Source organism: Enterobacter cloacae complex sp. EB5, from assembly GCF_031432835.1.
Taxonomy (GTDB): Bacteria; Pseudomonadota; Gammaproteobacteria; order Enterobacterales; family Enterobacteriaceae; genus Enterobacter; species Enterobacter hormaechei_C.
This window is the reverse complement of the sequence record NZ_CP133860.1, coordinates 2,861,319-2,884,026: the sequence shown is the minus strand read 5'-3', so window position 1 is coordinate 2,884,026 and position 22,708 is coordinate 2,861,319. Positions and strand designations below refer to the sequence as shown.

21 protein-coding genes are annotated in these 22,708 nt (G+C 57.9%); 1 reads left to right on the top strand and 20 read right to left on the bottom strand.

The annotated features are described in order from the left end of the window. Positions 1–4 precede the first annotated feature (4 nt). From fbaA to tkt, 10 genes are all read right to left on the bottom strand, one after another. Entirely contained in the window at positions 5–1,084 is a 1,080-nt protein-coding gene (gene fbaA, locus RHN82_RS13795) for a class II fructose-bisphosphate aldolase (RefSeq protein WP_003860079.1), read from the bottom strand. Between the two features lie 92 nt (positions 1,085–1,176). Further along, positions 1,177–2,340 carry a phosphoglycerate kinase gene (gene pgk / locus RHN82_RS13790; RefSeq protein ID WP_047050781.1) on the bottom strand — a complete coding sequence of 388 codons (1,164 nt, stop codon included), beginning with the start codon at positions 2,338–2,340 and terminating at the stop codon, positions 1,177–1,179. A 49-nt stretch (positions 2,341–2,389) separates the two neighbouring features. Beyond that, the gene (epd, locus tag RHN82_RS13785) at positions 2,390–3,409 is read right to left on the bottom strand and encodes an erythrose-4-phosphate dehydrogenase (RefSeq protein WP_015571810.1); all 1,020 of its coding nucleotides are present in this window, start codon (positions 3,407–3,409) and stop codon (positions 2,390–2,392) included. Positions 3,410–3,701: 292 nt separating this feature from the next. Then, positions 3,702–4,412: a nucleoside/nucleotide kinase family protein gene (locus RHN82_RS13780; protein WP_047050778.1), complete on the bottom strand. Its 711-nt coding sequence runs from the start codon at positions 4,410–4,412 to the stop codon at positions 3,702–3,704. Next, positions 4,409–4,918, bottom strand: coding sequence for an MltR family transcriptional regulator (locus tag RHN82_RS13775; protein ID WP_045907071.1), 510 nt, complete (start codon positions 4,916–4,918; stop codon positions 4,409–4,411). Before RHN82_RS13775 ends, RHN82_RS13780 begins: the two co-directional genes overlap by 4 nt. A gap of 15 nt (positions 4,919–4,933) precedes the next feature. Next, complete coding sequence (glpX, locus tag RHN82_RS13770) at positions 4,934–5,905, bottom strand: class II fructose-bisphosphatase (protein ID WP_047050776.1); 972 nt, start codon at positions 5,903–5,905, stop codon at positions 4,934–4,936. Further along, complete coding sequence (locus RHN82_RS13765) at positions 5,902–7,179, bottom strand: zinc-binding dehydrogenase (protein WP_047050774.1); 1,278 nt, start codon at positions 7,177–7,179, stop codon at positions 5,902–5,904. The genes glpX and RHN82_RS13765 overlap by 4 nt, the downstream gene beginning before the upstream one ends. A 23-nt stretch (positions 7,180–7,202) precedes the next feature. Then, positions 7,203–8,582 carry a PTS mannitol transporter subunit IICB gene (locus tag RHN82_RS13760; protein ID WP_047050773.1) on the bottom strand — a complete coding sequence of 460 codons (1,380 nt, stop codon included), beginning with the start codon at positions 8,580–8,582 and terminating at the stop codon, positions 7,203–7,205. A 27-nt stretch (positions 8,583–8,609) separates the two neighbouring features. After that, complete coding sequence (cmtB, locus tag RHN82_RS13755) at positions 8,610–9,053, bottom strand: PTS mannitol transporter subunit IIA (RefSeq protein WP_047050772.1); 444 nt, start codon at positions 9,051–9,053, stop codon at positions 8,610–8,612. A 313-nt stretch (positions 9,054–9,366) separates the two neighbouring features. Beyond that, positions 9,367–11,358: a transketolase gene (tkt, locus tag RHN82_RS13750; protein WP_059347455.1), complete on the bottom strand. Its 1,992-nt coding sequence runs from the start codon at positions 11,356–11,358 to the stop codon at positions 9,367–9,369. Positions 11,359–11,630: 272 nt separating this feature from the next. Between tkt and RHN82_RS13745 the strand changes: the two genes are divergently transcribed. Beyond that, on the top strand, positions 11,631–12,389 hold the full coding sequence (locus tag RHN82_RS13745) for a M48 family metallopeptidase (protein ID WP_003860073.1): 759 nt from the start codon (positions 11,631–11,633) through the stop codon (positions 12,387–12,389). Positions 12,390–12,434: 45 nt separating this feature from the next. Here the strand turns inward: RHN82_RS13745 and RHN82_RS13740 are convergent, their stop codons facing one another. The 10 genes from RHN82_RS13740 to RHN82_RS13695 form a co-directional block, all read right to left on the bottom strand. Continuing rightward, positions 12,435–14,075, bottom strand: coding sequence for a thiamine pyrophosphate-binding protein (locus tag RHN82_RS13740; RefSeq protein ID WP_047050770.1), 1,641 nt, complete (start codon positions 14,073–14,075; stop codon positions 12,435–12,437). Between the two features lie 13 nt (positions 14,076–14,088). Then, positions 14,089–15,558, bottom strand: a complete 1,470-nt coding sequence (locus RHN82_RS13735) for an aldehyde dehydrogenase (protein ID WP_310398333.1) — start codon at positions 15,556–15,558, stop codon at positions 14,089–14,091. Positions 15,559–15,567: 9 nt separating this feature from the next. Beyond that, on the bottom strand, positions 15,568–16,338 hold the full coding sequence (locus tag RHN82_RS13730) for an aspartate dehydrogenase (protein ID WP_047050767.1): 771 nt from the start codon (positions 16,336–16,338) through the stop codon (positions 15,568–15,570). A 9-nt stretch (positions 16,339–16,347) separates the two neighbouring features. Then, positions 16,348–17,142, bottom strand: coding sequence for an SDR family oxidoreductase (locus RHN82_RS13725; RefSeq protein ID WP_047050766.1), 795 nt, complete (start codon positions 17,140–17,142; stop codon positions 16,348–16,350). Beyond that, positions 17,126–17,896 carry an alpha/beta fold hydrolase gene (locus RHN82_RS13720; RefSeq protein ID WP_047050765.1) on the bottom strand — a complete coding sequence of 257 codons (771 nt, stop codon included), beginning with the start codon at positions 17,894–17,896 and terminating at the stop codon, positions 17,126–17,128. The genes RHN82_RS13725 and RHN82_RS13720 overlap by 17 nt, the downstream gene beginning before the upstream one ends. 9 nt (positions 17,897–17,905) lie before the next feature. Next, entirely contained in the window at positions 17,906–18,436 is a 531-nt protein-coding gene (locus RHN82_RS13715; protein WP_017382915.1) for a cupin domain-containing protein, read from the bottom strand. A 10-nt stretch (positions 18,437–18,446) separates the two neighbouring features. Continuing rightward, a complete protein-coding gene (locus RHN82_RS13710) occupies positions 18,447–19,703 on the bottom strand; it encodes an MFS transporter (protein WP_023314815.1) in 1,257 nt (418 codons plus the stop codon). A gap of 25 nt (positions 19,704–19,728) precedes the next feature. Then, positions 19,729–20,916 (bottom strand): NAD(P)/FAD-dependent oxidoreductase, encoded by a 1,188-nt coding sequence (locus RHN82_RS13705; RefSeq protein ID WP_047050764.1) that lies wholly within the window; start codon positions 20,914–20,916, stop codon positions 19,729–19,731. Continuing rightward, positions 20,913–21,839: a VOC family protein gene (locus tag RHN82_RS13700; protein WP_047050763.1), complete on the bottom strand. Its 927-nt coding sequence runs from the start codon at positions 21,837–21,839 to the stop codon at positions 20,913–20,915. The genes RHN82_RS13705 and RHN82_RS13700 overlap by 4 nt, the downstream gene beginning before the upstream one ends. Positions 21,840–21,917: 78 nt before the next feature. Next, positions 21,918–22,706, bottom strand: coding sequence for an IclR family transcriptional regulator (locus tag RHN82_RS13695; RefSeq protein WP_003860053.1), 789 nt, complete (start codon positions 22,704–22,706; stop codon positions 21,918–21,920). Between the last annotated feature and the right edge of the window lie 2 nt (positions 22,707–22,708).

Here is a 22,708-nt window from a genome sequence, read left to right as displayed (position 1 = left end):
CAAATTACAGAACGTCAACCGCGTTCAGTTCTTTGAATGCCTGCTCCAGACGAGTAATCATAGAAGTCTGGGCAGCGCGCAGCCATACGCGTGGATCGTAGTATTTCTTGTTCGGCTGGTCTTCGCCTTTCGGGTTGCCCAGCTGACCTTGCAGGTAAGCTTCGTTGGTTTTGTAGTATTGCAGGATACCGTCCCAGGTTGCCCACTGGGTGTCGGTATCGATGTTCATTTTCACTACGCCGTAGCTTACGGAGTCTTTGATTTCCTGAGCAGAAGAACCGGAACCGCCGTGGAAGACGAAGTTCAGGCTGTTGTGCGGCAGGTTGTGTTTCTTAGACACGTATTCCTGAGAATCACGCAGGATGGTTGGGGTCAGAACCACGTTACCTGGTTTGTACACGCCGTGTACGTTACCGAAGGACGCTGCGATGGTGAAGCGTGGGCTGATTTTGCTCAGCTCGGTGTAAGCGTAATCAACGTCTTCTGGCTGAGTGTACAGAGCAGAAGCGTCCATGTGGCTGTTGTCCACACCGTCTTCTTCACCGCCGGTGCAACCCAGTTCGATTTCCAGGGTCATGCCCATTTTGGACATACGCGCCAGGTACTTAGAGCAGATCTCGATGTTTTCTTCCAGAGACTCTTCGGACAGGTCGATCATGTGAGAAGAGAACAGTGGCTTACCGGTTGCTGCGAAGTGTTTTTCACCTGCGTCCAGCAGACCGTCGATCCATGGCAGCAGTTTTTTCGCGCAGTGGTCAGTGTGCAGGATAACCGGAACACCGTAGTGCTCAGCCATCTGGTGAACGTGATGTGCGCCAGAGATAGCACCCAGGATAGCAGCGCCCTGAGGGATGTCGGTTTTCACGCCTTTACCTGCGATGAACGCAGCGCCGCCGTTAGAGAACTGAACGATAACCGGTGCTTTAACTTTTGCAGCGGTTTCCAGTACGGCGTTGATGGAGTCGGTACCTACGCAGTTAACTGCTGGCAGAGCGAAGTTGTTTTCTTTAGCTACCTGGAACACTTTCTGTACGTCATCACCAGTGATAACGCCAGGTTTTACGAAATCAAAAATTTTAGACATGTTGCTTAGTCCTGTATCTTCGGCCGTTAGAAAAGGTGCGAGCTCTGATAAGCGCGCTGAAAATTGGGCAGGTTTCCCTGCCCCTGAATGGCTTACTTCTTAGCGCGCTCTTCGAGCATTGCTACTGCTGGCAGGACTTTACCTTCCACGAATTCGAGGAATGCGCCGCCACCAGTGGAGATGTAGGAGATCTTGTCAGCGATACCGAACAGATCGATAGCTGCCAGGGTGTCACCACCGCCTGCGATAGAGAACGCTTCGCTGTCTGCGATAGCGTTAGCCACGATCTCAGTCCCTTTGCGGAAGTTCGGGAATTCGAACACGCCGACAGGACCGTTCCACAGGATAGTTTTTGCGTTTTTCAGGATTTCAGCCAGTTTCTGTGCAGAAACGTCGCCCAGATCCAGAATCTGCTCTTCATCTTTGATGTCGTTAACAGATTTCAGGGTTGCGGTAGCAGTTTCGGAGAACTCAGTTGCCACGCGAACATCAGTTGGAACCGGGATATCACAGGTACCCAGCAGACGTTTGGCTTCGTCAACCAGATCCGCTTCGTACAGGGATTTACCTACGTTGTGGCCTTGCGCAGCAACGAAGGTGTTCGCGATACCACCGCCAACGATCAGCTGGTCAGCGATTTTGGACAGGGAATCCAGTACGGTCAGTTTGGTAGACACTTTAGAACCACCAACGATAGCGACCATTGGACGAGCAGGTTCTTTCAGTGCTTTACCCAGCGCTTCCAGTTCGTCAGCCAGCAGCGGACCTGCACAGGCGACGTCTGCGAATTTACCGATACCGTGGGTAGATGCCTGCGCACGGTGAGCCGTACCGAATGCATCCATCACGAATACGTCACACAGCGCAGCGTATTTTTTGGACAGAGTTTCGTCGTCTTTCTTTTCGCCTTTGTTGAAGCGAACGTTTTCCAGAACAACCAGCTCACCTTCGGCAACGTCTACGCCGTCCAGGTAATCTTTCACCAGGCGAACCGGGCTGGACAGTTTGTCTTTCAGGTAATTAACAACCGGCAGCAGAGAGAACTCTTCGTTGTACTCGCCTTCAGTTGGACGGCCCAGGTGGGAGGTGACCATCACTTTAGCGCCCTGCTTCAGAGCCAGTTCAATGGTTGGCAGAGATGCACGGATACGCGCGTCGCTGGTCACTTTGCCATCTTTAACCGGTACGTTCAGATCGGCACGGATGAAAACGCGTTTACCTGCCAGATCCAGATCGGTCATCTTAATTACAGACATGGTGAATCCTCTCGTTGATTCTTAAAGTTTTGCAAGCGCAAGGTGCGCTCTACCTGAAACCTTTTGCGGCCATGGCTAACGTGGTGTCGAGCATTCGGTTAGCAAAGCCCCATTCGTTATCACACCAGACCAGCGTCTTGATGAGGTGCGCACCACTGACTCGCGTCTGCGTGCCATCCACGATGGCGCTGTGCGGGTCGTGGTTAAAATCTACTGAGACCAACGGTAATTCCGTATAGTCAACTATACCATGAAATGCTCCCTGTGCCGCTTTTTGCAGCAACAGGTTGACTTCACAGGCTTTTACCGGTTTTTTCACCGTCACGCTAAGATCGATTGCGGTGACGTTTATCGTCGGCACGCGCACGGCAATCGCTTCGAAACGGTCGTTAAACTGCGGGAAAATACGGGTGATCCCGGCAGCCAGTTTCGTATCCACCGGAATGATGGACTGGCTCGCCGCGCGAGTGCGTCGTAAATCCGGATGGTAGGCGTCGATTACCTGCTGATCGTGCATGGCGGAGTGAATCGTGGTCACGGTGCCGGATTCAATGCCATACGCATCGTCTAACAGTTTAATGACCGGAATAATGCAGTTGGTGGTGCAGGAGGCGTTGGAGACAATGCGGTGTTCAGCTTGCAGCTCGTGCTGGTTGACGCCAAACACGACGGTGGCGTCGAGGTCGTTACTGCCGGGATGGGAGAACAGCACTTTTTTCGCGCCAGCATTCAGATGCGCTTCGCCATGTTCACGGTTACCGTACACGCCGGTACAGTCGAGCACCACATCCACACCCAGTTCGCGCCAGGGCAGCCCTTCAATACTGTTCTCATGCAGCACGCGGATGGCGTCGTCACCGACAAACAGCTGTTCCCTTTCCTGGCGAACGTCCCAGGCAAAGCGACCGTGACTGGTGTCATATTTCAACAAATGCGCCATGCCCGCAGCATCCGCCAGTTCATTGATTGCCACCACGGTGATTTCCGCACGACGCCCGGATTCATATAAAGCACGAACCACGTTGCGCCCGATGCGACCGAAGCCATTAATCGCTACGCGTACGGTCATAGATCTCCTGCAAAGCTATCCCTGAGTTTGAGGTGGCTGAAAGAGTAATCCAGCGACGCCCGAAGGGGAATCCTTGCTGTCACAAACTGCGATTGATTGGTCAATTGTCGAACATTTAATCGACTGAAACGCTTCAGCAAGAATAAGCGAATCGGGGAATAAAAGGAATCTCTGTCCAGATTAAGAGCGATTTTATCTGATCTCCATCACATTTTTCCGGAATAATCCCTTTTCTTCCCGCCACGTAAAAACGCGGCGGGTCGTCCGGCGCCCCACTGAAAGCCGCGCAGGATCAGACGAGTCGGTATTCGCCATTTGCCGACATCATCAGTTCCACATTGGCAGGACGGCTGTGACGCAAAACACGCTCCACGTTTGGCCCATCAGTGCGCGCATAAAACGCGTCGGCGTCGGCCTGAGAGAGTCCGCCGGCCAGCTTACGTCCCACCAGGCGCGTACGTAACGCTTCGGCGGGGGCGCGAATAAACAATGAAAAATCGCAGTATTCCATCAGCGTTCGCCATCGTTCGTCATCAAGCAGCAGCCAGTTACCCTCAACAATCACGACCGGGGCCGTTACCACAATAGCCTCTTCGACAGGATCGTGCGTTTGTCGGTCATACTGCGGCCAGGTACTGTCGCCCTCTTTGATCTGCCACAGATGTTGCGCAAGTCTGTCGACATCAAAGGTCTCCGGCGCGCCTTTATACGCACGCAGGTTATGGGCCTCAAGCCACTCGTTGTAGTGATGAAATCCATCCATCGGCAACGTCTGGATCGGCGGCATCCCCTCCATCTGACGAGAGAGGAATTCCCAGAAGGCGGTTAGCGTGGATTTACCCGTCCCGGGCGGCGCGCTGAGAAAAACAATCGTACGCCTGCTGGCGCTGGCGAAATGCCGTTTCGCCAGTTGCCGCAGCAAAGGCTTATGAACATTTTCAATTTCGTCGTCAGGATAATGTGCTTCTACATGTAGCCCGTTAACCGTTAGCCCAATTTTCACGGCGTAAGTTCCTTTAAAATTGTCGTTACCGCCAGGGTGAGCGCCGTCTTGATCATTGCGGTAAAGCGCACCTCAGACCATGTGGCAAAGTCAGCAAATTTCATCGACTCCAGCGCGCTGAATAATGTCGCGTTACGGGTGATGCAATTAACGTTGCTGATAAAATCCCAGGTGATGTCATCGGCGAAGCCAGGGAGGGTATCCTGCTCTTTCAGATACTGATAAAACTGCGAAAAATGCGTAATGTCGGCGTAGAGCCATTTTTCCATTTTCCCCAGCGCATAGATCAGACGTAACGCTACGTCGATGTCATCAAGCGGCCCACTCCGGGCGAGTAACGGCTTCACTGCATATTCCACGATCTCTTCATCGTTATCGACAAACAGCGACGGCAGAAAACATTTAATGCCCTGGAGTAAAAAAGACTGTGCCGTCGTCATAAATGCGAGGAGGTTATTCTGAGCATCCAGTTGCTCAAGCACATCGTCTTCTGTCAGTGTCGTCATTTGTATCTCGATAAATCACCGTGAATGCAGAGAGTCTATTATATTACACGTTCGATCTGCGCCGCCGATCAGTAAAGTTTGCGTGCGCACACCCTTCGCAACCTGTTGAATACCTTTAACCAGTTCGCCACCCGTCACGCCCGTCGCGCTGAACAGGATGTCATTGCCCTTTACCAGTTCGCTAAGGGTATAGATACGATTGACTTCCACCTTCATCTCCGCACAGCGACGGTGCTCCTGCACGGCGACCCGACGGTTCTCTGGACTCTCCCCTTTCGCTTCACAAAAATCGATCAGCTCCGCCTGCATATCGCCACCCAGCGCTTTCACCGCGCAGGCGGAGATCACCCCTTCCGGCGCGCCGCCTGTGGTGTACATCAGATCATAGGGATTATCCTGTAAGCAGGTCAGAACGCTGGCGGCGACGTCGCCATCGGGCAGCGCGAACACTTTCACGCCCAGCTGCGTCGCCTCGGCAATTGCATTTTGCAGGCGCGGTTTGTCCAGCGTCACCATCCGCAGATGCTCCAGCGGCTTGCCCAGCGCCCGGGCAACGTTGCGAAGGTTTTCTGTCAGCGGGAGATCGAGGCTGATTGCCCCGGCTGCCGCTGCGTTAACCACCAGTTTTTTCATGTACATATCAGGGGCATGAAACAGGCTGCCCTCAGGCGCAAACGCCATTACTGCCAGCGCATTGCTTTGCCCCATCGCCACCATGCGGGTGCCCTCGATGGGATCGACAGCAATATCCACCGCCGGGCCGACACCGCTTCCGACCTCCTCGCCAATCCACAGCATTGGCGCATGGTCGATCTCACCTTCGCCGATGACGATACGCCCGCGCATCGCTATCGCGTTTAGCGCCTCGCGCATGGCGGTTACCGCCAGCCCGTCGATTCGGTTTTTATCGCCGCACCCGGTTTGCGGCCAGGCGGCCAGCGCCGCCTGTTCCGTAACGCGAAAGAGCGGCCATGCCAGAGACATCATGCCGCCGCCTCCCCAATATCCACACCAAACTGCGCCAGCAGATAGCGCTCTGCTTTTTCATTCCAGATGCCGTGCGTCTCTTCCACAAGCCTTGCCAGCTCCCGGAAGAGCGGGTCGGTTTTGCCCTTTTCGGCAAAATCGGCAATGGCCGTTAACGGCATGGTGACACCGTTATAGATAAGCTTCTTGCCCCCAGGGATGTCCGGCAGATTGAGTACCGTATGCGGCACCGCATCAAGACCGCCGATGTGGGTCACCATAAACGACGGCTGGAGCTGGCCCGTCGCACTCAGCGCAATCGCCTCTTTCATGTCCTCCGTCGAGCCGCCGGAGGTGCCCACTACGTGGGTACTGTTGTAATGGACGTTGTAAAAATTAAACGGCACCTTGAAATTGCTGTCCGTTGGTCCGGCGAAGAAATTCAGGCACCCGTCCTCGGCGAGAAGATCGTCTGCCAGTTCAATGACCGCCGGAACCGCGGCATAGACAAACACGTCGTCAAAGCCTGCATTGTCAGTTAATGCGCGTAACGTAGCGGCAGGGTTCTCCAGTTCGGAGGTATTGACATAGATAAGCTCAATACCCTTTTGTGCCGCCAGCGCAACCGGCAGGAGTTTTTCCGCCTGCGCAAGGCGGGCCTCATCGATATCCACCACCACAACGCGCGACGGCTGGATCCCGCCGTTAATCGCATAATCAATAGCGCCAATTCCCATCGGCCCGGCGCAGGCCAGAAGCGCAATATTACCTCCCGGTTTCACGCCCATCCGGTGCTCATAGACATATTGCGTCGTATGATAATTGGCGTTATACGCGCCGATAATGCAGCACATGGGTTCCGCCAGCGAAGCCGCCGCAAAATAGGAGCCGTGATAAGGTAAAACGCAGCCCAGATTAATTGCGACTTCTGGAATAATCATATACGTCGCATTGCCGCCAAAATATTCATAGCTGTAGCCAGCAGAATAACCGCTCGGTAATCCCATTGCCGGTTGTAAAACAAAGCGCTGACCTTTTTTATATTTCCCGATAAGGTTTTTTCCGACCTCAACAATCACCCCGGCGCATTCATGTCCGGTGATGACCGGATGATTTTCCAGATCGTCCGGCACACGTTTATGTTCACTGCCTAATTTCGCTGCCTTCCAGGTGGATAAACAAACGCTGTCGGAAATTACGCTCACCAGCAGCTCATTGTCGCTTATTTCGGGCAGTTCAAATTCGCGGATACGAACATCCTGCTTGCCATAAATGGCAGCCACTTTCGTTTTCATAATGACTCCAGGAACCAGATAGATTAATTCGCCGTTAAATGCTTAAAGAGTTCGTCAAGCTGCGGATCGCCGAGATAGTTTTTTATCAATACTAACGGTTTGTCACTGACCCGTTTAGCGCGACCCTCCAGGCTGGCATGGGTAACAATAATGTCCGCGTTGTCAGGCACATTTTCGATGGCATAATGTTTTACATCGATATCTCGCCCGGCCTTTTCCAGACGCTTGCGGAATGTCGTCGCCCCCATAGCGCTGGAGCCCATTCCGGCATCGCAGACAAAAGCGATATGCTTAATATCCTGGTAAGAAAACTTGCCTTCCTGCTTCATGGCTTTTACGGCGTTGGCAGAATCATTGAAAGTATCTTCCGTTTCAGCTTCGCTATTTTTATCCATCTTCAGGATAAAAGAGGCGACCGCAAAGGTGACCAGCGTGCCTGCCGTTACGCCAGCAATCGTGGCGAGGAATGCGCCTTTAGGCGTTAACGCGAGGTAGGCGAAAATCGACCCCGGACTTGGGCCAGCCACCAGACCACCGCCTAACAAGTTAAACACCCACGTCCCGCTCATGCCGCCAGCAATCATCGCAATCAGCGTCAGCGGTTTCATCAGTACGTAAGGGAAATAGAGCTCATGAATGCCGCCCAGGAAGTGAATAATCATCGCGCCGGGGGCTGACTTCTTCGCCATTCCTTTGCCAAAAAAAGCAAAAGCCAGCAGCAGACCTAAACCCGGCCCGGGGTTGGAGGCCACCATAAAGAAGATGGATTTACCCGTCTCGGAAGCCTGCTGCATCCCCAGCGGATAATAAACACCCTGATCGATAGCGTTATTTAAAAACAGGATTTTTGCCGGTTCGTTAATCAACGACAGCAGCGGCAGGTAGCCCGCATGTACCAGTGCTTCAATACATTCTTTAATAAAGTTATTGGCAATCGACACCGCAGGGCCGATCACTTCAAATCCCAGCAGGCAGAGGAGCATGCCCGCAATACCCAGCGAGAAGTTGTTGATGACCATCTCAAAACCAGCGGGAATGCGTTTATCCAGCAGCCGATCGATGTGCTTAATCACCAGACCGCCGAGAGGCCCCATGATCATTGAGCCGAGGAACATAGGAATATCCGCGCCGATAATCACGCCGATAGTGCCGATCCCCCCCATCACCGCCCCACGTTTGCCGCCAACCAGGTGTCCACCGGTAGAGCCAATCATCACCGGCAATAAATAGGTGATCATCGGACCGACAATTTTGGCGAAATGCTCATTTGGCATCCAGCCGGTTGGAATAAATAAAGCGGTAATAAACCCCCAGGCGATAAAAGCGCCAATATTCGGGATGACCATTGCAGTCAAAACCCCCCCAAAAGCCTGGACCTTTGCACGAGCAGACTTGTGTTCCATAATAATATCCTGTAAAGGAGAGAATAATTATGCGTGAGCGATAATATCCGCCAACTGCTTTTCTGACTTAGCGGTTAACAACGCCGACAGTTTATCTTCTTCACATAATAATTCGCTTAATGCCTGGATAGCGCCGATATGTGAATCCGCATCCGCCGCCGATAAACCAATGAGTAATTTTACGGGCTCATCGTCGTCGGCAAACTGCACTTCCTGTTTAAGAAGCGTTAATGACATACCTGTTTTTAAGGCACCGCACTCCGGACGGGCATGAGGCATCGCTACACCCGGAGCGAGAATGTAATAAGGACCATTAGTGAGCGTCGAGGTTTTAATTGCTTCAATATAATCAGCGTTAATATAATGATTTTGCAGCAAAGACGACATGGAAAAATCAATGGCTTCCTGCCAGTCCTTTGCTGCGGATTTTATTGATATTGAGGATTCAGGGAAATAATCAATTAACCGCATATACCATCCTTATTTTATTTTTAGGGTACACCGTATCGCTAAAAACAAAATACGCCTGCGGTAAAATGAAATCAAACGGGGAGAAAATAGCGAGCGTGTCAGAGCGCATTTTAATAAAATGAATAAAAACAGATCGTTAAAAACAAGAAAGAAAAAAGCAAGTCTATATATGTGATATCCATTGCAGATTACACTTATCATGACTTTACGTATTTGTGATGTGAATCACCAAATATAGGTTGTTTACACAGAAAAAATACCATCGAAATAAAAACGGGCCGCCTGAGCGACCCGTTTTGCCTCACTGGTGAAGTTACAGCAGTTCTTTCGCCTTAGCGACAACGTTCTCAACGGTGAAGCCGAACTCTTCAAACAGCTGTTCAGCTGGCGCAGACTCACCAAACGTGGTCATACCGACGATAGCGCCGTTCAGACCTACGTATTTGAACCAGTAGTCAGCGATACCCGCTTCCACTGCCACGCGAGCGGAGACCGCTTTAGGCAGCACGGATTCGCGGTACGCGGCATCCTGCTTGTCGAACGCATCGGTAGACGGCATGGAGACCACACGCGCTTTCACGCCTTCGGCAGTCAGTTTTTCCCATGCGGCAACGGCCAGTTCAACTTCAGAACCGGTCGCGATGAAGATCAGCTCAGGCTGGCCTGCGCAATCTTTCAGCACGTAACCACCGCGCGCGATGTTCGCCAGCTGCTCTGGGGTACGCTCCTGCTGCGCCAGGTTCTGACGGGAGAGGATCAGCGCGGTCGGGCCATCCTGACGCTCAACGCCGTATTTCCACGCCACCGCAGATTCAACCTGGTCACATGGACGCCATGTGCTCATGTTCGGGGTCACGCGCAGGGAAGCCACCTGCTCTACCGGCTGGTGGGTAGGACCATCTTCGCCCAGACCGATGGAGTCGTGGGTGTAGACCATCACCTGACGCTGTTTCATCAGCGCAGCCATACGCACGGCGTTACGTGCATATTCCACAAACATCAGGAAGGTAGAGGTGTACGGCAGGAAACCACCGTGCAGAGCGATACCGTTGGCAATCGCGGTCATACCGAATTCACGTACACCGTAATGGATGTAGTTACCGGCAGTATCTTCGTTGATTGGCTTAGATCCGGACCACAGGGTCAGGTTAGATGGCGCCAGGTCAGCGGAGCCACCGAGGAATTCTGGAAGCAGAGGACCAAACGCTTCGATCGCATTCTGAGATGCTTTACGGCTGGCGATCTTAGCTGGGTTCGCCTGCAACTTCGCGATGAACTCGTTCGCTTTCGCGTCGAAGTCAGACGGCATGTCACCTTTCATACGACGGGTGAATTCAGCCGCTTCCTGTGGGAAGGCTTTCGCGTAAGCCGCGAACTTCTCGTTCCAGGCCGCTTCTTTCGCCTGACCCACTTCTTTCGCATCCCACTGAGCGTAGATTTCAGACGGGATTTCGAAGGCAGGGTGTTTCCAGCCAAGTGCTTCACGGGTCAGTGCGATTTCCGCGTCGCCCAGCGGTGCGCCGTGGGAGTCGTGAGTGCCCGCTTTGTTCGGAGAACCGAAGCCGATGATGGTTTTGCACATCAGCAGGGACGGTTTGTCGGTCACGGCGCGCGCTTCTTCTACGGCATGTTTAATCGAGTCAGCATCGTGGCCATCAACGCCGCGCACAACGTGCCAGCCGTAGGCTTCGAAACGTGCGGCGGTGTCGTCAGTGAACCAGCCTTCAACATGACCGTCGATGGAGATGCCGTTGTCGTCGTAGAACGCAACCAGTTTGCCCAGCTTCAGGGTGCCTGCCAGGGAGCACACTTCGTGAGAAATGCCTTCCATCATGCAGCCGTCGCCTAGGAAGGCATAGGTGAAGTGGTCAACGATGTCGTGGCCAGGACGGTTGAACTGCGCCGCCAGGGTTTTCTCTGCAATCGCCATCCCTACGGCGTTAGCGATGCCCTGACCCAGCGGACCGGTAGTGGTTTCAACGCCAGCGGTGTAGCCCACTTCCGGGTGACCTGGAGTTTTGGAGTGCAGCTGACGGAAGTTTTTCAGCTCTTCGATTGGCAGATCGTAGCCAGTGAGGTGCAGCAGGCTGTAGATCAGCATAGAGCCGTGGCCGTTAGACAGCACGAAACGGTCGCGGTCTGCCCATGCCGGGTTCTGCGGGTTGTGGTTAAGGAAATCACGCCACAGGACTTCGGCGATGTCAGCCATGCCCATAGGGGCGCCCGGGTGGCCGGATTTGGCTTTCTGTACTGCGTCCATGCTCAGCGCACGAATAGCATTAGCAAGCTCTTTACGTGAGGACATTTTAACTCCAGATCGGACTGTTAAAGGCCATGCCCTTGACGACAGCGCGTTTTGGGCTACGCCGGAAAAAAGTGCCAACAATGTAACCCAAGCCGCAGGGCATGTACATGGACCATTCTTTTGCAGCTTAAGAAATCTCTGGATCATGCTCGCATGTTGCGCAATCTGCTCGCCCGCCCCTGTAGATATTCCTTATACTTAGCCCGACACCGGCTTCGTTGACGGTGCATTTTTCGGAATTAATTCAGATTAACGAGTACGGAAGCAACATCATGAAAATGCGTGCAATCGGGCTGGCTGTGGGAACAACGCTCCTGCTAAGCGGCTGTCAGAATATGGATTCTAACGGCCTGATGACCTCAGGCGCAGAAGCTTTTCAGGCCTACTCACTGAGCGATGCCCAGGTGAAAGCGCTGAGCGACGAGGCCTGTAAGGATATGGATGGAAAAGCTACACTTGCCCCGGCAAACAGCACCTACACGCAGCGTCTGAACAAGATTGCTTCCGCGCTGGGCGACAACATTAACGGTCAGCCGGTGAACTACAAGGTGTATATGGCGAAAGACGTCAACGCCTTTGCGATGGCGAACGGCTGTATCCGAGTGTACAGCGGCCTGATGGATATGATGACCGACAACGAAGTGGAGGCGGTGATCGGCCATGAAATGGGTCACGTTGCTCTCGGTCACGTCAAGAAAGGGATGCAGGTTGCGCTGGGCACCAATGCCGTGCGCGCAGCGGCGGCCTCTGCGGGCGGCATCGTCGGCAGCCTGTCCCAGTCGCAGCTGGGCGATGTGGGCGAAAAACTGGTGAACTCCCAGTTCTCCCAGCGTCAGGAATCGGAAGCGGATGACTACTCTTACGATCTGTTGCGCAAACGCGGCATCAATCCGTCTGGTTTAGCCACCAGCTTCGAAAAACTGGCGAAACTGGAGGAAGGCCGTCAAAGCTCCATGTTTGACGATCACCCGGCCTCCGTTGAACGCGCCCAGCATATCCGTGACCGTATGGCGGCAGACGGAATTAAATAAAACTCTGGCCCGGTGCGCGCCGCGCTACCGGGCAACAAGGCTCAATCAGTACAGCGTTTTCTGTGGCGGCCCGGCAAACTTCAGGGCGCCAATCTGCCCCATCCGCACTTCCACCACCGACGGTCCCGGCATCGCCAGCGCTTCCGTCATCACCGCTTCAAAATCCTCGGCCCGCTCAATGCTCCAGGCCTGTAGGCCAATCGCCTGCGCCAGCAGGGTAAAGTCCGGCGTATGCAGCGCGTTATAATACTGACGCCCGCCAAAATATTTATCCTGAATACCGCGCATCACCCCGTAGCCCCCGTCGTTCATGACCAGCAGCGTCACGTTGGCTTTCTCCTGCGCCAGCGTCGCCAGCTCGCCTAAATTGAGACTCAGGCCGCCGTCGCCCACCAGCCCCACCACCTTGCGCTGCGGGTTGGCAATCGCGGTGCCGATAGCCATCGGCAGCCCCATACCAATCGCCCCGGCGAGGGAGTGAATGTTCATCAGCGGACCGTTAGCCCTGAACAGGCGGCTACCCCACAGGCTGCCGGACACGGTGATATCGCGCACCAGCAGGCCGTCTTTCGGCAGGGCTTTTGCTATGGCGTCGTTAAGCTTCGCATAGGCGCCGCACTGCTCACGCAGCCCCTGCTCAGCTTGCTCAACCGCCTGCTGCACCTGCATATCCCACTGGGGACTGCCCCACTCGCGGCCCTGCACTTTTTCAGCCAGCGCGCCAAGCACCGCGGAACAATCGGCTATCAACGTGCTATCCATCAGGTAGTTACGGCTTGCCGCCGCCGGGTCGATATCGATCTGCACCCGCGGGGAAGGCAGCTCAAGCGTCCAGGATCGGGTTTCGTTGCTGCGCAGGCGAGAACCGGCCACCAGCGTAAAATCACACTGCGCAATCAGCGCCTCAACCGACGGCGAGTTGTGGAACGCGCGAAGGCTGGCGCGGTGACTGTCCGGCAGCACGCCGCGCGCATGGGTGCTGGAAATCACGGTGATGCCCGCATCCGCCAGCGTTTTCACCGCCTCAGCGCTGCCCAGCGCCCCGCCCCCCAGCCACAGCAGCGGCTGTTTCGCCTGCTTGAGCTGCGCCCACAGCGCGTCAACCATTCCGGTATCCACGGCTGGAACCGATGCCGGTTTAACCGGTTTAGTCACCAGCGACAGCGGAATTTTGGCGCCCTGAATATCAATCGGGATTTCCACCGAGACCGGTCCACACGGCGGGGTCTGCGCGTCCTGGATGGCTTTATGCAGAATGGCTATCGCCTGATTCGCATTGCTGATGCGGTACGCCCGTTTTGAGCTGGCCTTCAGGAAGGTCAGCTGGTCACGGGTTTCATGGATAAACCCGGTGTCGGCGTCCAGCCAGGCTTTCTCAACCTGCCCGGTTAAATGCAGCAGCGGCGTGCAGGCATTCATGGCTTCCACCAGCGCGCCTACCGCATTACCCGCCCCCGCGCCGGTGCTGGTCAGCGCCACGCCGAGACCGGAAAAGCGCCCGTGGGCATCGGCCATAGTGACGGAACCGGCTTCACCGCGCGCGGGCACAAAGCGGATATTGCCCCGCTGCCCAACCGCATCCGCGATCGGCAGGTTGTGAATGGAGATGACGCCGTAGATGGCCTCAACCTGATACTGCTCCAGCGTTCTGGCGATGGCGTCGCCGACGGTTATCATTTCGCTCATTGCTCACCCTTTCTCAGTCGCACCAGTGGTTGACGCTGTTACCCGTCGCCAGATAAATGCTCTTTTGTTGCATCCAGGCTTTCAGCCCCTGAATACCCTTCTCGCGGCCCAGACCGCTCTCTTTAAAGCCCCCGAACGGGGTCGAAATCGCAAAAACCTTGTAGGTGTTGATCCACACCGTGCCTGCCTCCAGCTGCTCGCTGAGACGCAGGGCGCGTCCGGTATCGCGCGTCCAGATCCCCGCCGCCAGGCCGTAAACCGAGTCGTTCGCCTCGCGGATAAGCGTGGCTTCATCGGCAAACGGCATCGCCACCAGCACCGGGCCGAAGATCTCTTCCTGACAGGCGCGGGCGCTGTTGCTCAGCCCTTCGATAATGGTTGGCAGGAAGAAGCTGCCGTTTGCCAGAGCGGGATCGGCGGGTATCTCACCGCCGCACAGCACCCGCCCCCCTTCACGCTTCGCCAGTTCGACGTACTGGATCACGCTCTGGCGATGTTTCTCGCCGATCAGCGGTCCGACATGCACGCCGTCGGTAAATGGATGTCCGACGCGCAGCCCGCGAGTTAATTCCAGCAGCCGCGCCATCAGCGGGGCGTAAATACTCTCGTGGATAAACAGCCGCGACCCGGCGATACACGCCTGCCCCGCCGAGCTGAAAATGCCGTAGCAGATCCCGCGCGCGGCCTGTTCGATATCGGCATCCTCCAGCACGATGGTCGGCGATTTGCCGCCCAGCTCCAGCGAGGCCGGGATCAGTTTTTCCGCCGCCACGTGCGCCAGATGACGGCCCGTGGTGGTACCGCCGGTAAAGGAAATTTTGCGCACGCGAGGATGACGCGCCAGCGCATCGCCAATCACCGAGCCTTTGCCCGGCAGCACGCTCAGCAGCCCGGCGGGCAGCCCGGCCTGTTCAAAAATCCGCGCCAGCTCCAGCGCCATCAGCCGCGTGGCTTCGGCGGGCTTGAGGATCACCGCGTTCCCGGCGGCAATCGCCGGTGCGACCTTCTGCATTTCGCTGGCAATCGGCGAGTTCCACGGCGTGATGGCCGCCACCACGCCGAGCGGCTCGTAGCGGCTCAGCGTCAGCAGATCCGGCTGGCGCGGCGTGGGCAGTTCCCCTTCCAGCAGCTCGCAGGCAGCGGCAAAATAGCGCGCCGTTCCCGCCGCGCTCATCACCAGCCCGCGCGCTTCCGCCAGCGGCTTGCCGTTATCGCGGCTCTGCATCTGCGCCAGCGCGTCGACGCGGGATTCAATGAGATCGGCAACCTTATGCAGGATCTTCGCGCGCATGTGCGGCAGGCTGTTACGCCATGCGGGATCGCGCCAGGCGCGCTCTCCGGCGTCTACCGCCTCCTCCAGGTCATCCAGACTGGCGGCATTCAACGTCGCGTTGATCGACCCGTCTGCCGGAAAGTGGCTCTGCATCGGGTTGCCGCCGCCGTGTCGCCACTGGCCGCCGATAAAAATCTTCAGATCGTCCATCGTCTCTCCTCAGCTCAGGGCCAGCTCGCGGCAGGCGCGCACCGCGCTCAGTGCCGCCAGGGTGGAGGTTTTAGGATTAGAAGCCAGCGGCAGTCCGCTCAGCTCCAGATGGAACTCGCCGAACAATCCTTCGACGTGGAGCGTGTGGGTGTTACGTTTCGTTGCCGGGTCAACCATCAGCTGCACGCGGGTGTCGTCCATCCCGACGCCGCCGAGCGCCACGGTCGCCGCCACGTTGGCGTTCGCCGGGAACAGGCGCGCCGCCTCGCGGGCGCTGCCCTCAAAAAAGACCTTTGCCTCTGACACCGCATTCAGATCGATAAGCTGCTCGGCATAGCTGCCGCGCCAGCTGGCCGGGCTTTTGCGCGACTGATAGGTGACGCGCTCAAGCCCGCCCTCTTTCGCCGCCGCCAGCCCGTCGATACCGGCCACCGCACCGGAAAGCAGGGTCAGTTTTCCGCCCGCGGCGTGCAGACGCTGCTCCAGCGCACTGTCCGCCAGCGCGCCGGTGGAAATGACGGCCAGATGCCAGCCGCGACGCAGGATCTCTTCCCCGTACTGGGCCACCGCCTGCTGGCTGGCGCATTCCAGCACCAGATCCGGCGTTTGTGCGCACGCCATCGGCGACGTCAGCGCCTCGACCGCATCGCCAAACTGGTCGTGAATGGCGGCATGGTGAGACGCGCGCGCCACGATCCAGCCGATAGCCACGCCGGCGGGCAGGCGCTCAATCACCGCCTGCGCCATGGCGCCAAAACCAATCAACATTACCTTTTTCATGATGTGTCCTTACAGATGACGGCAGAAGCCGCCGGAAACGTCCAGTGCCGCGCCGGTGGTAAACGAGGCCAGCGGCGAAGCGAGGAACAGCAGCGCCTGCGCGGGCTCCTGCGGCTTGCCGAGGCGCGCCATTGGAATGCCGCGCTTGCGCGCGATATCCGCCGTCCACTCCGGCCAGCTCTGGCTTTTGTCCGCCCGGTTTTCATAGCGGCGCTGCCACTGGCCGGATTCCACCATGCCGAGCAGAATGGAATTGACGCGAATACCTTTGCCCACCAGCTCTTTCGAGAGCGTCAGCGTCATGTTCAGCAGCGCGGCACGAGCGGCGGAGGTGGCGATCATGTGCTCCTCCGGCTGTAGCGCCAGCAGGGAGTTGACGCAGGTAACAGAGGCGATGTCGGACTGCTCCAGCAGAGGCTGAAACGCCTGCACCGGGTTAATCACCCCGAACAGTTTAAGTTCGGTTTCGTGCAGCCACGCCTCGCGCGGGGTGTCATGGAAGTGCGCCACGTAGCCCTGACCGGCGTTGTTGATCAGCATATCCGCCGCGCCAAAGCGCGCCTGCACCGCATCCGCGAAGGCCTGTACTTCGTCTGCATTCAGCACGTCGCAGCGGTAAGCGAAAATCTCCCCGTGGGGAAATTCGTTTTGCAGCGTCGCATGGGCGCTGGCGAGCCGGTCCGCGTCACGGCCGCAGAAGGCGACTTTCGCCCCTTCGCCCAGCAGCAGGCGCAGCGTTTCAAAGCCAATGCCGGAAGAACCGCCGGTGACTACCGCTACGCGCCCGTCAATTTGTGCATTCATCGCGCACCTCTTCGTTAATGCGTAAAAGCTGTTGGTTGAAAAACGCGTCGTTATCGAGATAGCTGGCGTGCCCGGCCTGCGGAATGGCGATAAACGGCATGCCGTAGCGCAGCGCCAGCCCCTGAACCAGTTCCGGCTGGGTGATGGCATCCTGCTCGCCGCACCAGACTTCAAAACTGCCGGAATAACGCTTTAGCCAGCCGTGGATATCGTCATGCGCCAGCATCCACGCGGCAGCGAGATAGCCTTCCGGGCGCAGCGCCCGCATGCCCGCCGCGACGGTGGCGATATCTTCCGCGCGCGCGCCGGGGCGCAGCAGCTTCGCGGCGCGGGTCTGGGCGAGGATGTCGCCCCCCAGCGCCATCTGCTGCTCGCGGTTACGCCAGACCTGCTCCCGCTGCTCCGGCGCGGCATTGCCGTACCCCTGCGCGGCGTCGGCCAGCACCAGATGGATGACGCGCTCAGGGAACTTCGCGGCAAAGGCGCTGGCCACCAGCGCCCCCAGGGAATGGCCGACCAGCACTGTCTGCCAGACACCGGCGCGATCCAGCATGGCCGCCAGCGCGTCGGCGTAATCCCCCGCGTTTGCCCGCGCTACGGCCAGCATCGGGCTTTCGCCGTAACCGGGCATGTCCCACGCCAGTACGCGAAAACCGTTCAGCGCCATCTGCTTGTGCCAGGAGGCGGCGCCGGAGCTGATCCCGTGCAGCAGCATCAGCGGAATGCCGCTTCCCTGTTCACGAAAACCCGTCATGGCGCCCCCTTAGTTCCGCTTCACTTTTGAAAGCGGATGGTCGGACGGATAGGTTGGGATTTCCGGCTTGTTGGTCCCCAGCATGACGCACATCAGCGCTTCTTCTTCACCGTGGTTAAACAGGCCGCGATAGATGCCCGGCGGAACGGAGATCAGGTCACGTTCACGCAGCACGGTTTCGGTGTAGTTGTCGCCGTCCTGGATCATCAGCGTGATCTGCCCCTTGAGCATGAAGAACACCTCTTCCACGTCGTCGTGCAGGTGCAGCGGCCCTTCGCACTTCGACGGCAGCACCATGGTGGAGAAGGTAAAATGGTCCGCCTGCACGGTGTTGGTGTCGTTCGCCACGCCGGTTGCGCCGGTGCCGATGTAGCGCATCTGCGCCCGGCGATATTTCGGGTCAAAATCGGCCTGGAACTTCAGCGCGTTCCAGTCGTATTTACGGCCTTCGAAGCGCGCGATACGCGACTCCACCCACTCTTCCATCGTCAGATGGTCAGGTTTGATGCCCGTTTTGTTGGTTACGGTTGAATCAGTCATGACACTCTCCTCAGTAACGTCTCAGCAGCGGCAGTAACAGGACGCAGCCCACCGCCGCCATTACCGCCAGAAAAATCAGCCCGGAATCCATGCTGTGGGTGAAGGCGATAAGCGCGCCCATCACCGCCGGCGACAGCGCGCCCGCAAAGTTTCCCAGCCCGTTGAAGATACCGCCCGCCGTGGCGCTCACCCGGGGATGGGTGGCCTTCGCCAGCAGGGCGAAAATGTTGGGCGCGCCGGTGCCCCACATAAAGGTGCTGAAGCTCATCGCCGCAATGATGGCGAGCGGGGTATCGAGGTGCATCACCGCCGCCAGCCCCACTGCCGCCCCCGCCATCGAGATAAAGCAGGCCGCCGCGCGCTTATCAACCCTGTCCGAGAGCCACGCGCCAATCACTTCCCCCGCCAGCATGGCGATGAACGGCATCGACGACAGCCAGCCTGCATGCTCCAGATGAATGCCTTTGCCTTTGATCAGGTAGCCCGGCAGCCAGCCGTTGATGCCCCACAGGTAGGTCAGGAAAGCGATGTTAAAGATGCAGATGATCCAGAAGTGCGGGCTGACAAACAGCTCGCGCCGTGCCGCGCGTCGCTCGTCCCGGGACGCCTGCGAGGTGCCGGGTTTTGCCTCCAGGCGGATCCCGCGCAGACCAATGCGCACAAAGATAAGCACCGGCACGGTAAGCATGGCCATCACAAAGAAAGTGCTCTGCCAGCCGAAGGTGTTCAGCAGCCAGAGGGAAAGCGGGAAACCAATCGCCGCGCCAACCGGGGTGCCCAGCAGCCACAGCATCGTGGCGCGCGCCTGCAAATGCTGCGGGAAGTTGTGACGCACAATGGCGAAGGCTAGCGGGAACAGCGGTCCTTCCGCCACGCCCAGCAGAATACGCAGGACGATCATCAGCGTGTAGTTATGGGTAAAGCCCATCGCCACCATCAACACGCACCACACCGCCATCATCCCGGTGAGCAGGCGCAGCGGCGCGATTTTGTCGCCTAAACCGCTTAAAAACACTGATGAGAAGCCATAACTCAGCAGGAAGGCGCTCATCAAAATGCCGAGGCGCGTGGTGTCGAAATCAATGCCCATCGCCTGCTGGAAATGGGTATCCGAAAAGAGCGCCGCGATGCTGATTTTGTCGAAAAACGCCAGCAGCACGCAGGCCAGCAGCGACAGCGGGATGGCCCAGCGCACCGCTTTTTCGGGCGTGCGGGTCCCCTCACCGCTCGCCTCAACCGGCGCGGTGTTAGTCTCTAGTGTGGTCATCTCTCCCCCTACGGGTGCGGGTTAGCTATCGCAGTGACATCAGTGAAAAAGTCGGGTCGGCAAGCGGTACGTCGGACAGATCCCGCACCGCCGCCATCCAGCGCTTCGCCAGCTTGACGGTGCGCGCATCGTTGAACGCCACCAGCTGCGTCAGCCGTCCGTTTTCATCCAGCGAGAAGTACAGCGCCTCTTCACGCACGACCGTTCTGCTGCCTGGCTGCGGAATGCCGAGGATCTGAATGTTGTGCTGGTATTGATCCGACCACAGCCACGGCGCGTCGTCGTAGCCTGGCGCATCGGGGTTGAGCATCGCTTTCGCCGTCGCCACCGCCTGATTCTGGGCGAAGGCCCAGGACTGGATGCACAGGCCGTAGTGATGGTGCTGGGCGACATCGCCTGCGGCAAAGATGAACGGATCCGAGGTGCGCCCCTGGGCATCCACCACGATCCCGCGCCCGGTTTTCAGCCCCGCATCGCGCGCCAGCTCCAGATTGAGATCGACGCCGATCCCGACCACGACCGCATCAAAGGTTTCACGCTGGCCGTCGCAGTGGATAACTGGCAGGCCGCCATCGTCCTCCAGCTCCAGCGCGCCGCAGCCGGTACGGATCTCCACCTCCTGCTCGCGGTGGATGGCTTCCAGGCGCTGCGACACCTCGCCGCTCACCGAGCGCATGCACAGGGCAGGCTGCTGCTCGAACAGGGTGACCGCCACGCCGCTTTTCCGCGCCGAGGCAGCAATCTCCAGGCCGATCCAGCCGCCGCCGACGATCGCCAGTTTTTTACTTTCCGCCAGACGCGCCTTCAGACGCTGCGCGTCCTGCCAGTGGCGCAGGGTATAGACCTGCGGATGGCTGGCCCACGCCTGCGAAGGCAGGCGCGCCCGACCGCCGGTAGCGATTAAAAGGATGTTGTAACTAAGCTGCTCGCCGTTGCTGAGAACGACTTTTTTCTCATCGCGATCGACCGCTTCAGCGCGCAGCGGCCGGTACCAGGTCAGGTTCAGGGCCTGCTGCGCCTTGTCGCTAAACAGCCTTGGGAGCCCCGCGTCCGGCTCCAGCAAAGACGCTTTTGACAGCGGCGGGCGCTCATAGAAATCCCACTCTTCTTCCGCCACCACGCAAATTTCGCCGTCGAAGCCCTCATCGCGCAGGGTTTTCGCCGCCCAGCCGCCCGCCTGACCGCCGCCGATAATGACAATGCGCGACGTCATACCGCCTCCGGCTTTTTCTGCTGGCGGCGCGTGTCGTGGTCAATCCCGCCTTCCACCGCCCACTCGGTAAAGGAGACCAGCGAATGCTCCAGCTCGCGCGGCTGCCAGTTTTCCGTCAGGTAATCATCGTTGGTGTAATATTCAAACGCGCCGCCGGTCGGGCTGTTGACGTACCAGAAGTACGCCGACGACACAGGATGACGGCCCGGCCCGATAAAGGTGCTCCAGTCATGTTTATTCATCGCGATACCGCCGCCGATCACCTCGTGGATGTCGCGCACGGTGAAGGCCACGTGGTTAAGGCCGCGCTTGCGGTTCGGCAGTTGCAGCAGGAACAGGTTGTGATGGCCGCCGCGCACGCCGCAGCGCAGGAACACGGCGCGGTTGATATAGCGGTCCGAGACCTGGAAGCCGAGCACCTCGCGGTAGAATTTCTCCACTGCCGCCAGCTCTTCCACGAAGAACACCACATGCCCCACGTTGATCGGCTGGGCGCGATCGTAAACCGGGCTGGGGGTGTCGATACGGCGGGCATCGCCCCACTGGTTAATCGGCTCGACGTTCAGCTCCACGTCGGTCTGCTGGCTGACCTGCACGCGCAGCGTCATGCCGTTCGGGTCCAGGCACTCCAGCGCATCGCCCACTTCACGAAAACCTGGCTGTTGCGCCAGCTTCGGGCGCAGCGCGTCCAGATCTGACTGGCTGGCAACCGCCCAGGTCATGCGGCGCAGGGTGTTGCCCGCTTCAAACGCGGGCGGCAGGTCGGGGCTGTCGATCGGGTTAAGCTCCACGCGCGCGCCGCTCAGGGTGGTGAAACGCTGGCCGCTGGCATCGCCCGTCAGGCCAAAATCACGCATAAATTTGGCGCAGTGCGTCAGGTCTTCCACACCAAATTCCAGCTTTTCAATTCCGGTTACACTCATCGTTCGTTGCCTCATCTGGCCCAGATTGGGCGTAAAACATGCCCGACGCAGTCAAGCGCCTGACGTTAACTCACTGATTTAACTGGCCTGCGACAAATACCCTAAGAAGCCAGAAATTTTATCCGCCGCGAGGCGAACCTCGTTTTGCAGGCGCTCGCGGTCGCTCTGCGGGATCTCCTCCGACGGCACCAGAATGCTGACCACCGCCGCCACGCGGCCGCTTCGGTCATACACCGGGTAGACGATGGAAGAGATGCCGTGGCGGAAGAAGGATTCGCCGATGACATACCCGCGGGCTTTGTCCTGCTGCACCATCTGCCACAGGGCTTCGCGGTCGTGAAGCTGCCCCGGCGTGTTGCCCGGCAGACGCTCATGCGGGAACAGCTGTTCGAAATCAGCGCGGGAAATATCGGTCAACAGCATGCGGCCCAGCGAGGTGCAGTGCACCGGCAGACGGGTACCAATGCTGACCTGGTTGATGCGCGACCCGGCGGCGCTGACGCGGGCGATGTAGATAATGTCGCGCCCGTCGCGGATCGCCAGATGGCTGCTGCACTGGCTCACGTCGCGCAGTTGCTCGATCACCGGCTGGCCGACCTGCGCCACGTCCAGCGAGGCGATGTACTCAAAGCCAAGACGCAGCACGTTCATGCCCAGCGAAAAGGTATTGGTGCGCGTGTTGCGCTCCAGAAATCCCATGTACTCCAGCGTCTGTACCACGCGATAGGCGGTGGCCTTCGGCATATCCACCAGCCGGTGCAGTTCGGCAAAGGTCAGATCGCGATGCTGCTCGCCAAAGGCCAACAGCAGCTGTAAACCGCGCTCCAGCCCCGGCACCAGATACTTCACTTCCTGATCGTTTGCCATCA

Bases quoted from the DNA above. Each gene is read 5' to 3' on its own strand.
- glpX (WP_047050776.1), bottom strand. From the start codon at position 5,905: ATGATGTCTCTGGCATGGCCGCTCTTTCGCGTTACGGAACAGGCGGCG.
- RHN82_RS13765 (WP_047050774.1), bottom strand. From the start codon at position 7,179: ATGAAAACGAAAGTGGCTGCCATTTATGGCAAGCAGGATGTTCGTATC.
- RHN82_RS13735 (WP_310398333.1), bottom strand. From the start codon at position 15,558: ATGGACGATCTGAAGATTTTTATCGGCGGCCAGTGGCGACACGGCGGC.
- RHN82_RS13745 (WP_003860073.1), top strand. From the start codon at position 11,631: ATGAAAATGCGTGCAATCGGGCTGGCTGTGGGAACAACGCTCCTGCTA.
- RHN82_RS13740 (WP_047050770.1), bottom strand. From the start codon at position 14,075: ATGAGCGAAATGATAACCGTCGGCGACGCCATCGCCAGAACGCTGGAG.
- RHN82_RS13705 (WP_047050764.1), bottom strand. From the start codon at position 20,916: ATGACGTCGCGCATTGTCATTATCGGCGGCGGTCAGGCGGGCGGCTGG.
- RHN82_RS13710 (WP_023314815.1), bottom strand. From the start codon at position 19,703: ATGACCACACTAGAGACTAACACCGCGCCGGTTGAGGCGAGCGGTGAG.
- RHN82_RS13695 (WP_003860053.1), bottom strand. From the start codon at position 22,706: ATGGCAAACGATCAGGAAGTGAAGTATCTGGTGCCGGGGCTGGAGCGC.
- epd (WP_015571810.1), bottom strand. From the start codon at position 3,409: ATGACCGTACGCGTAGCGATTAATGGCTTCGGTCGCATCGGGCGCAAC.
- RHN82_RS13715 (WP_017382915.1), bottom strand. From the start codon at position 18,436: ATGACTGATTCAACCGTAACCAACAAAACGGGCATCAAACCTGACCAT.
- pgk (WP_047050781.1), bottom strand. From the start codon at position 2,340: ATGTCTGTAATTAAGATGACCGATCTGGATCTGGCAGGTAAACGCGTT.
- RHN82_RS13775 (WP_045907071.1), bottom strand. From the start codon at position 4,918: ATGACGACACTGACAGAAGACGATGTGCTTGAGCAACTGGATGCTCAG.
- RHN82_RS13730 (WP_047050767.1), bottom strand. From the start codon at position 16,338: ATGAAAAAGGTAATGTTGATTGGTTTTGGCGCCATGGCGCAGGCGGTG.
- RHN82_RS13700 (WP_047050763.1), bottom strand. From the start codon at position 21,839: ATGAGTGTAACCGGAATTGAAAAGCTGGAATTTGGTGTGGAAGACCTG.
- RHN82_RS13760 (WP_047050773.1), bottom strand. From the start codon at position 8,582: ATGGAACACAAGTCTGCTCGTGCAAAGGTCCAGGCTTTTGGGGGGGTT.
- RHN82_RS13720 (WP_047050765.1), bottom strand. From the start codon at position 17,896: ATGACGGGTTTTCGTGAACAGGGAAGCGGCATTCCGCTGATGCTGCTG.
- tkt (WP_059347455.1), bottom strand. From the start codon at position 11,358: ATGTCCTCACGTAAAGAGCTTGCTAATGCTATTCGTGCGCTGAGCATG.
- RHN82_RS13725 (WP_047050766.1), bottom strand. From the start codon at position 17,142: ATGAATGCACAAATTGACGGGCGCGTAGCGGTAGTCACCGGCGGTTCT.
- cmtB (WP_047050772.1), bottom strand. From the start codon at position 9,053: ATGCGGTTAATTGATTATTTCCCTGAATCCTCAATATCAATAAAATCC.
- fbaA (WP_003860079.1), bottom strand. From the start codon at position 1,084: ATGTCTAAAATTTTTGATTTCGTAAAACCTGGCGTTATCACTGGTGAT.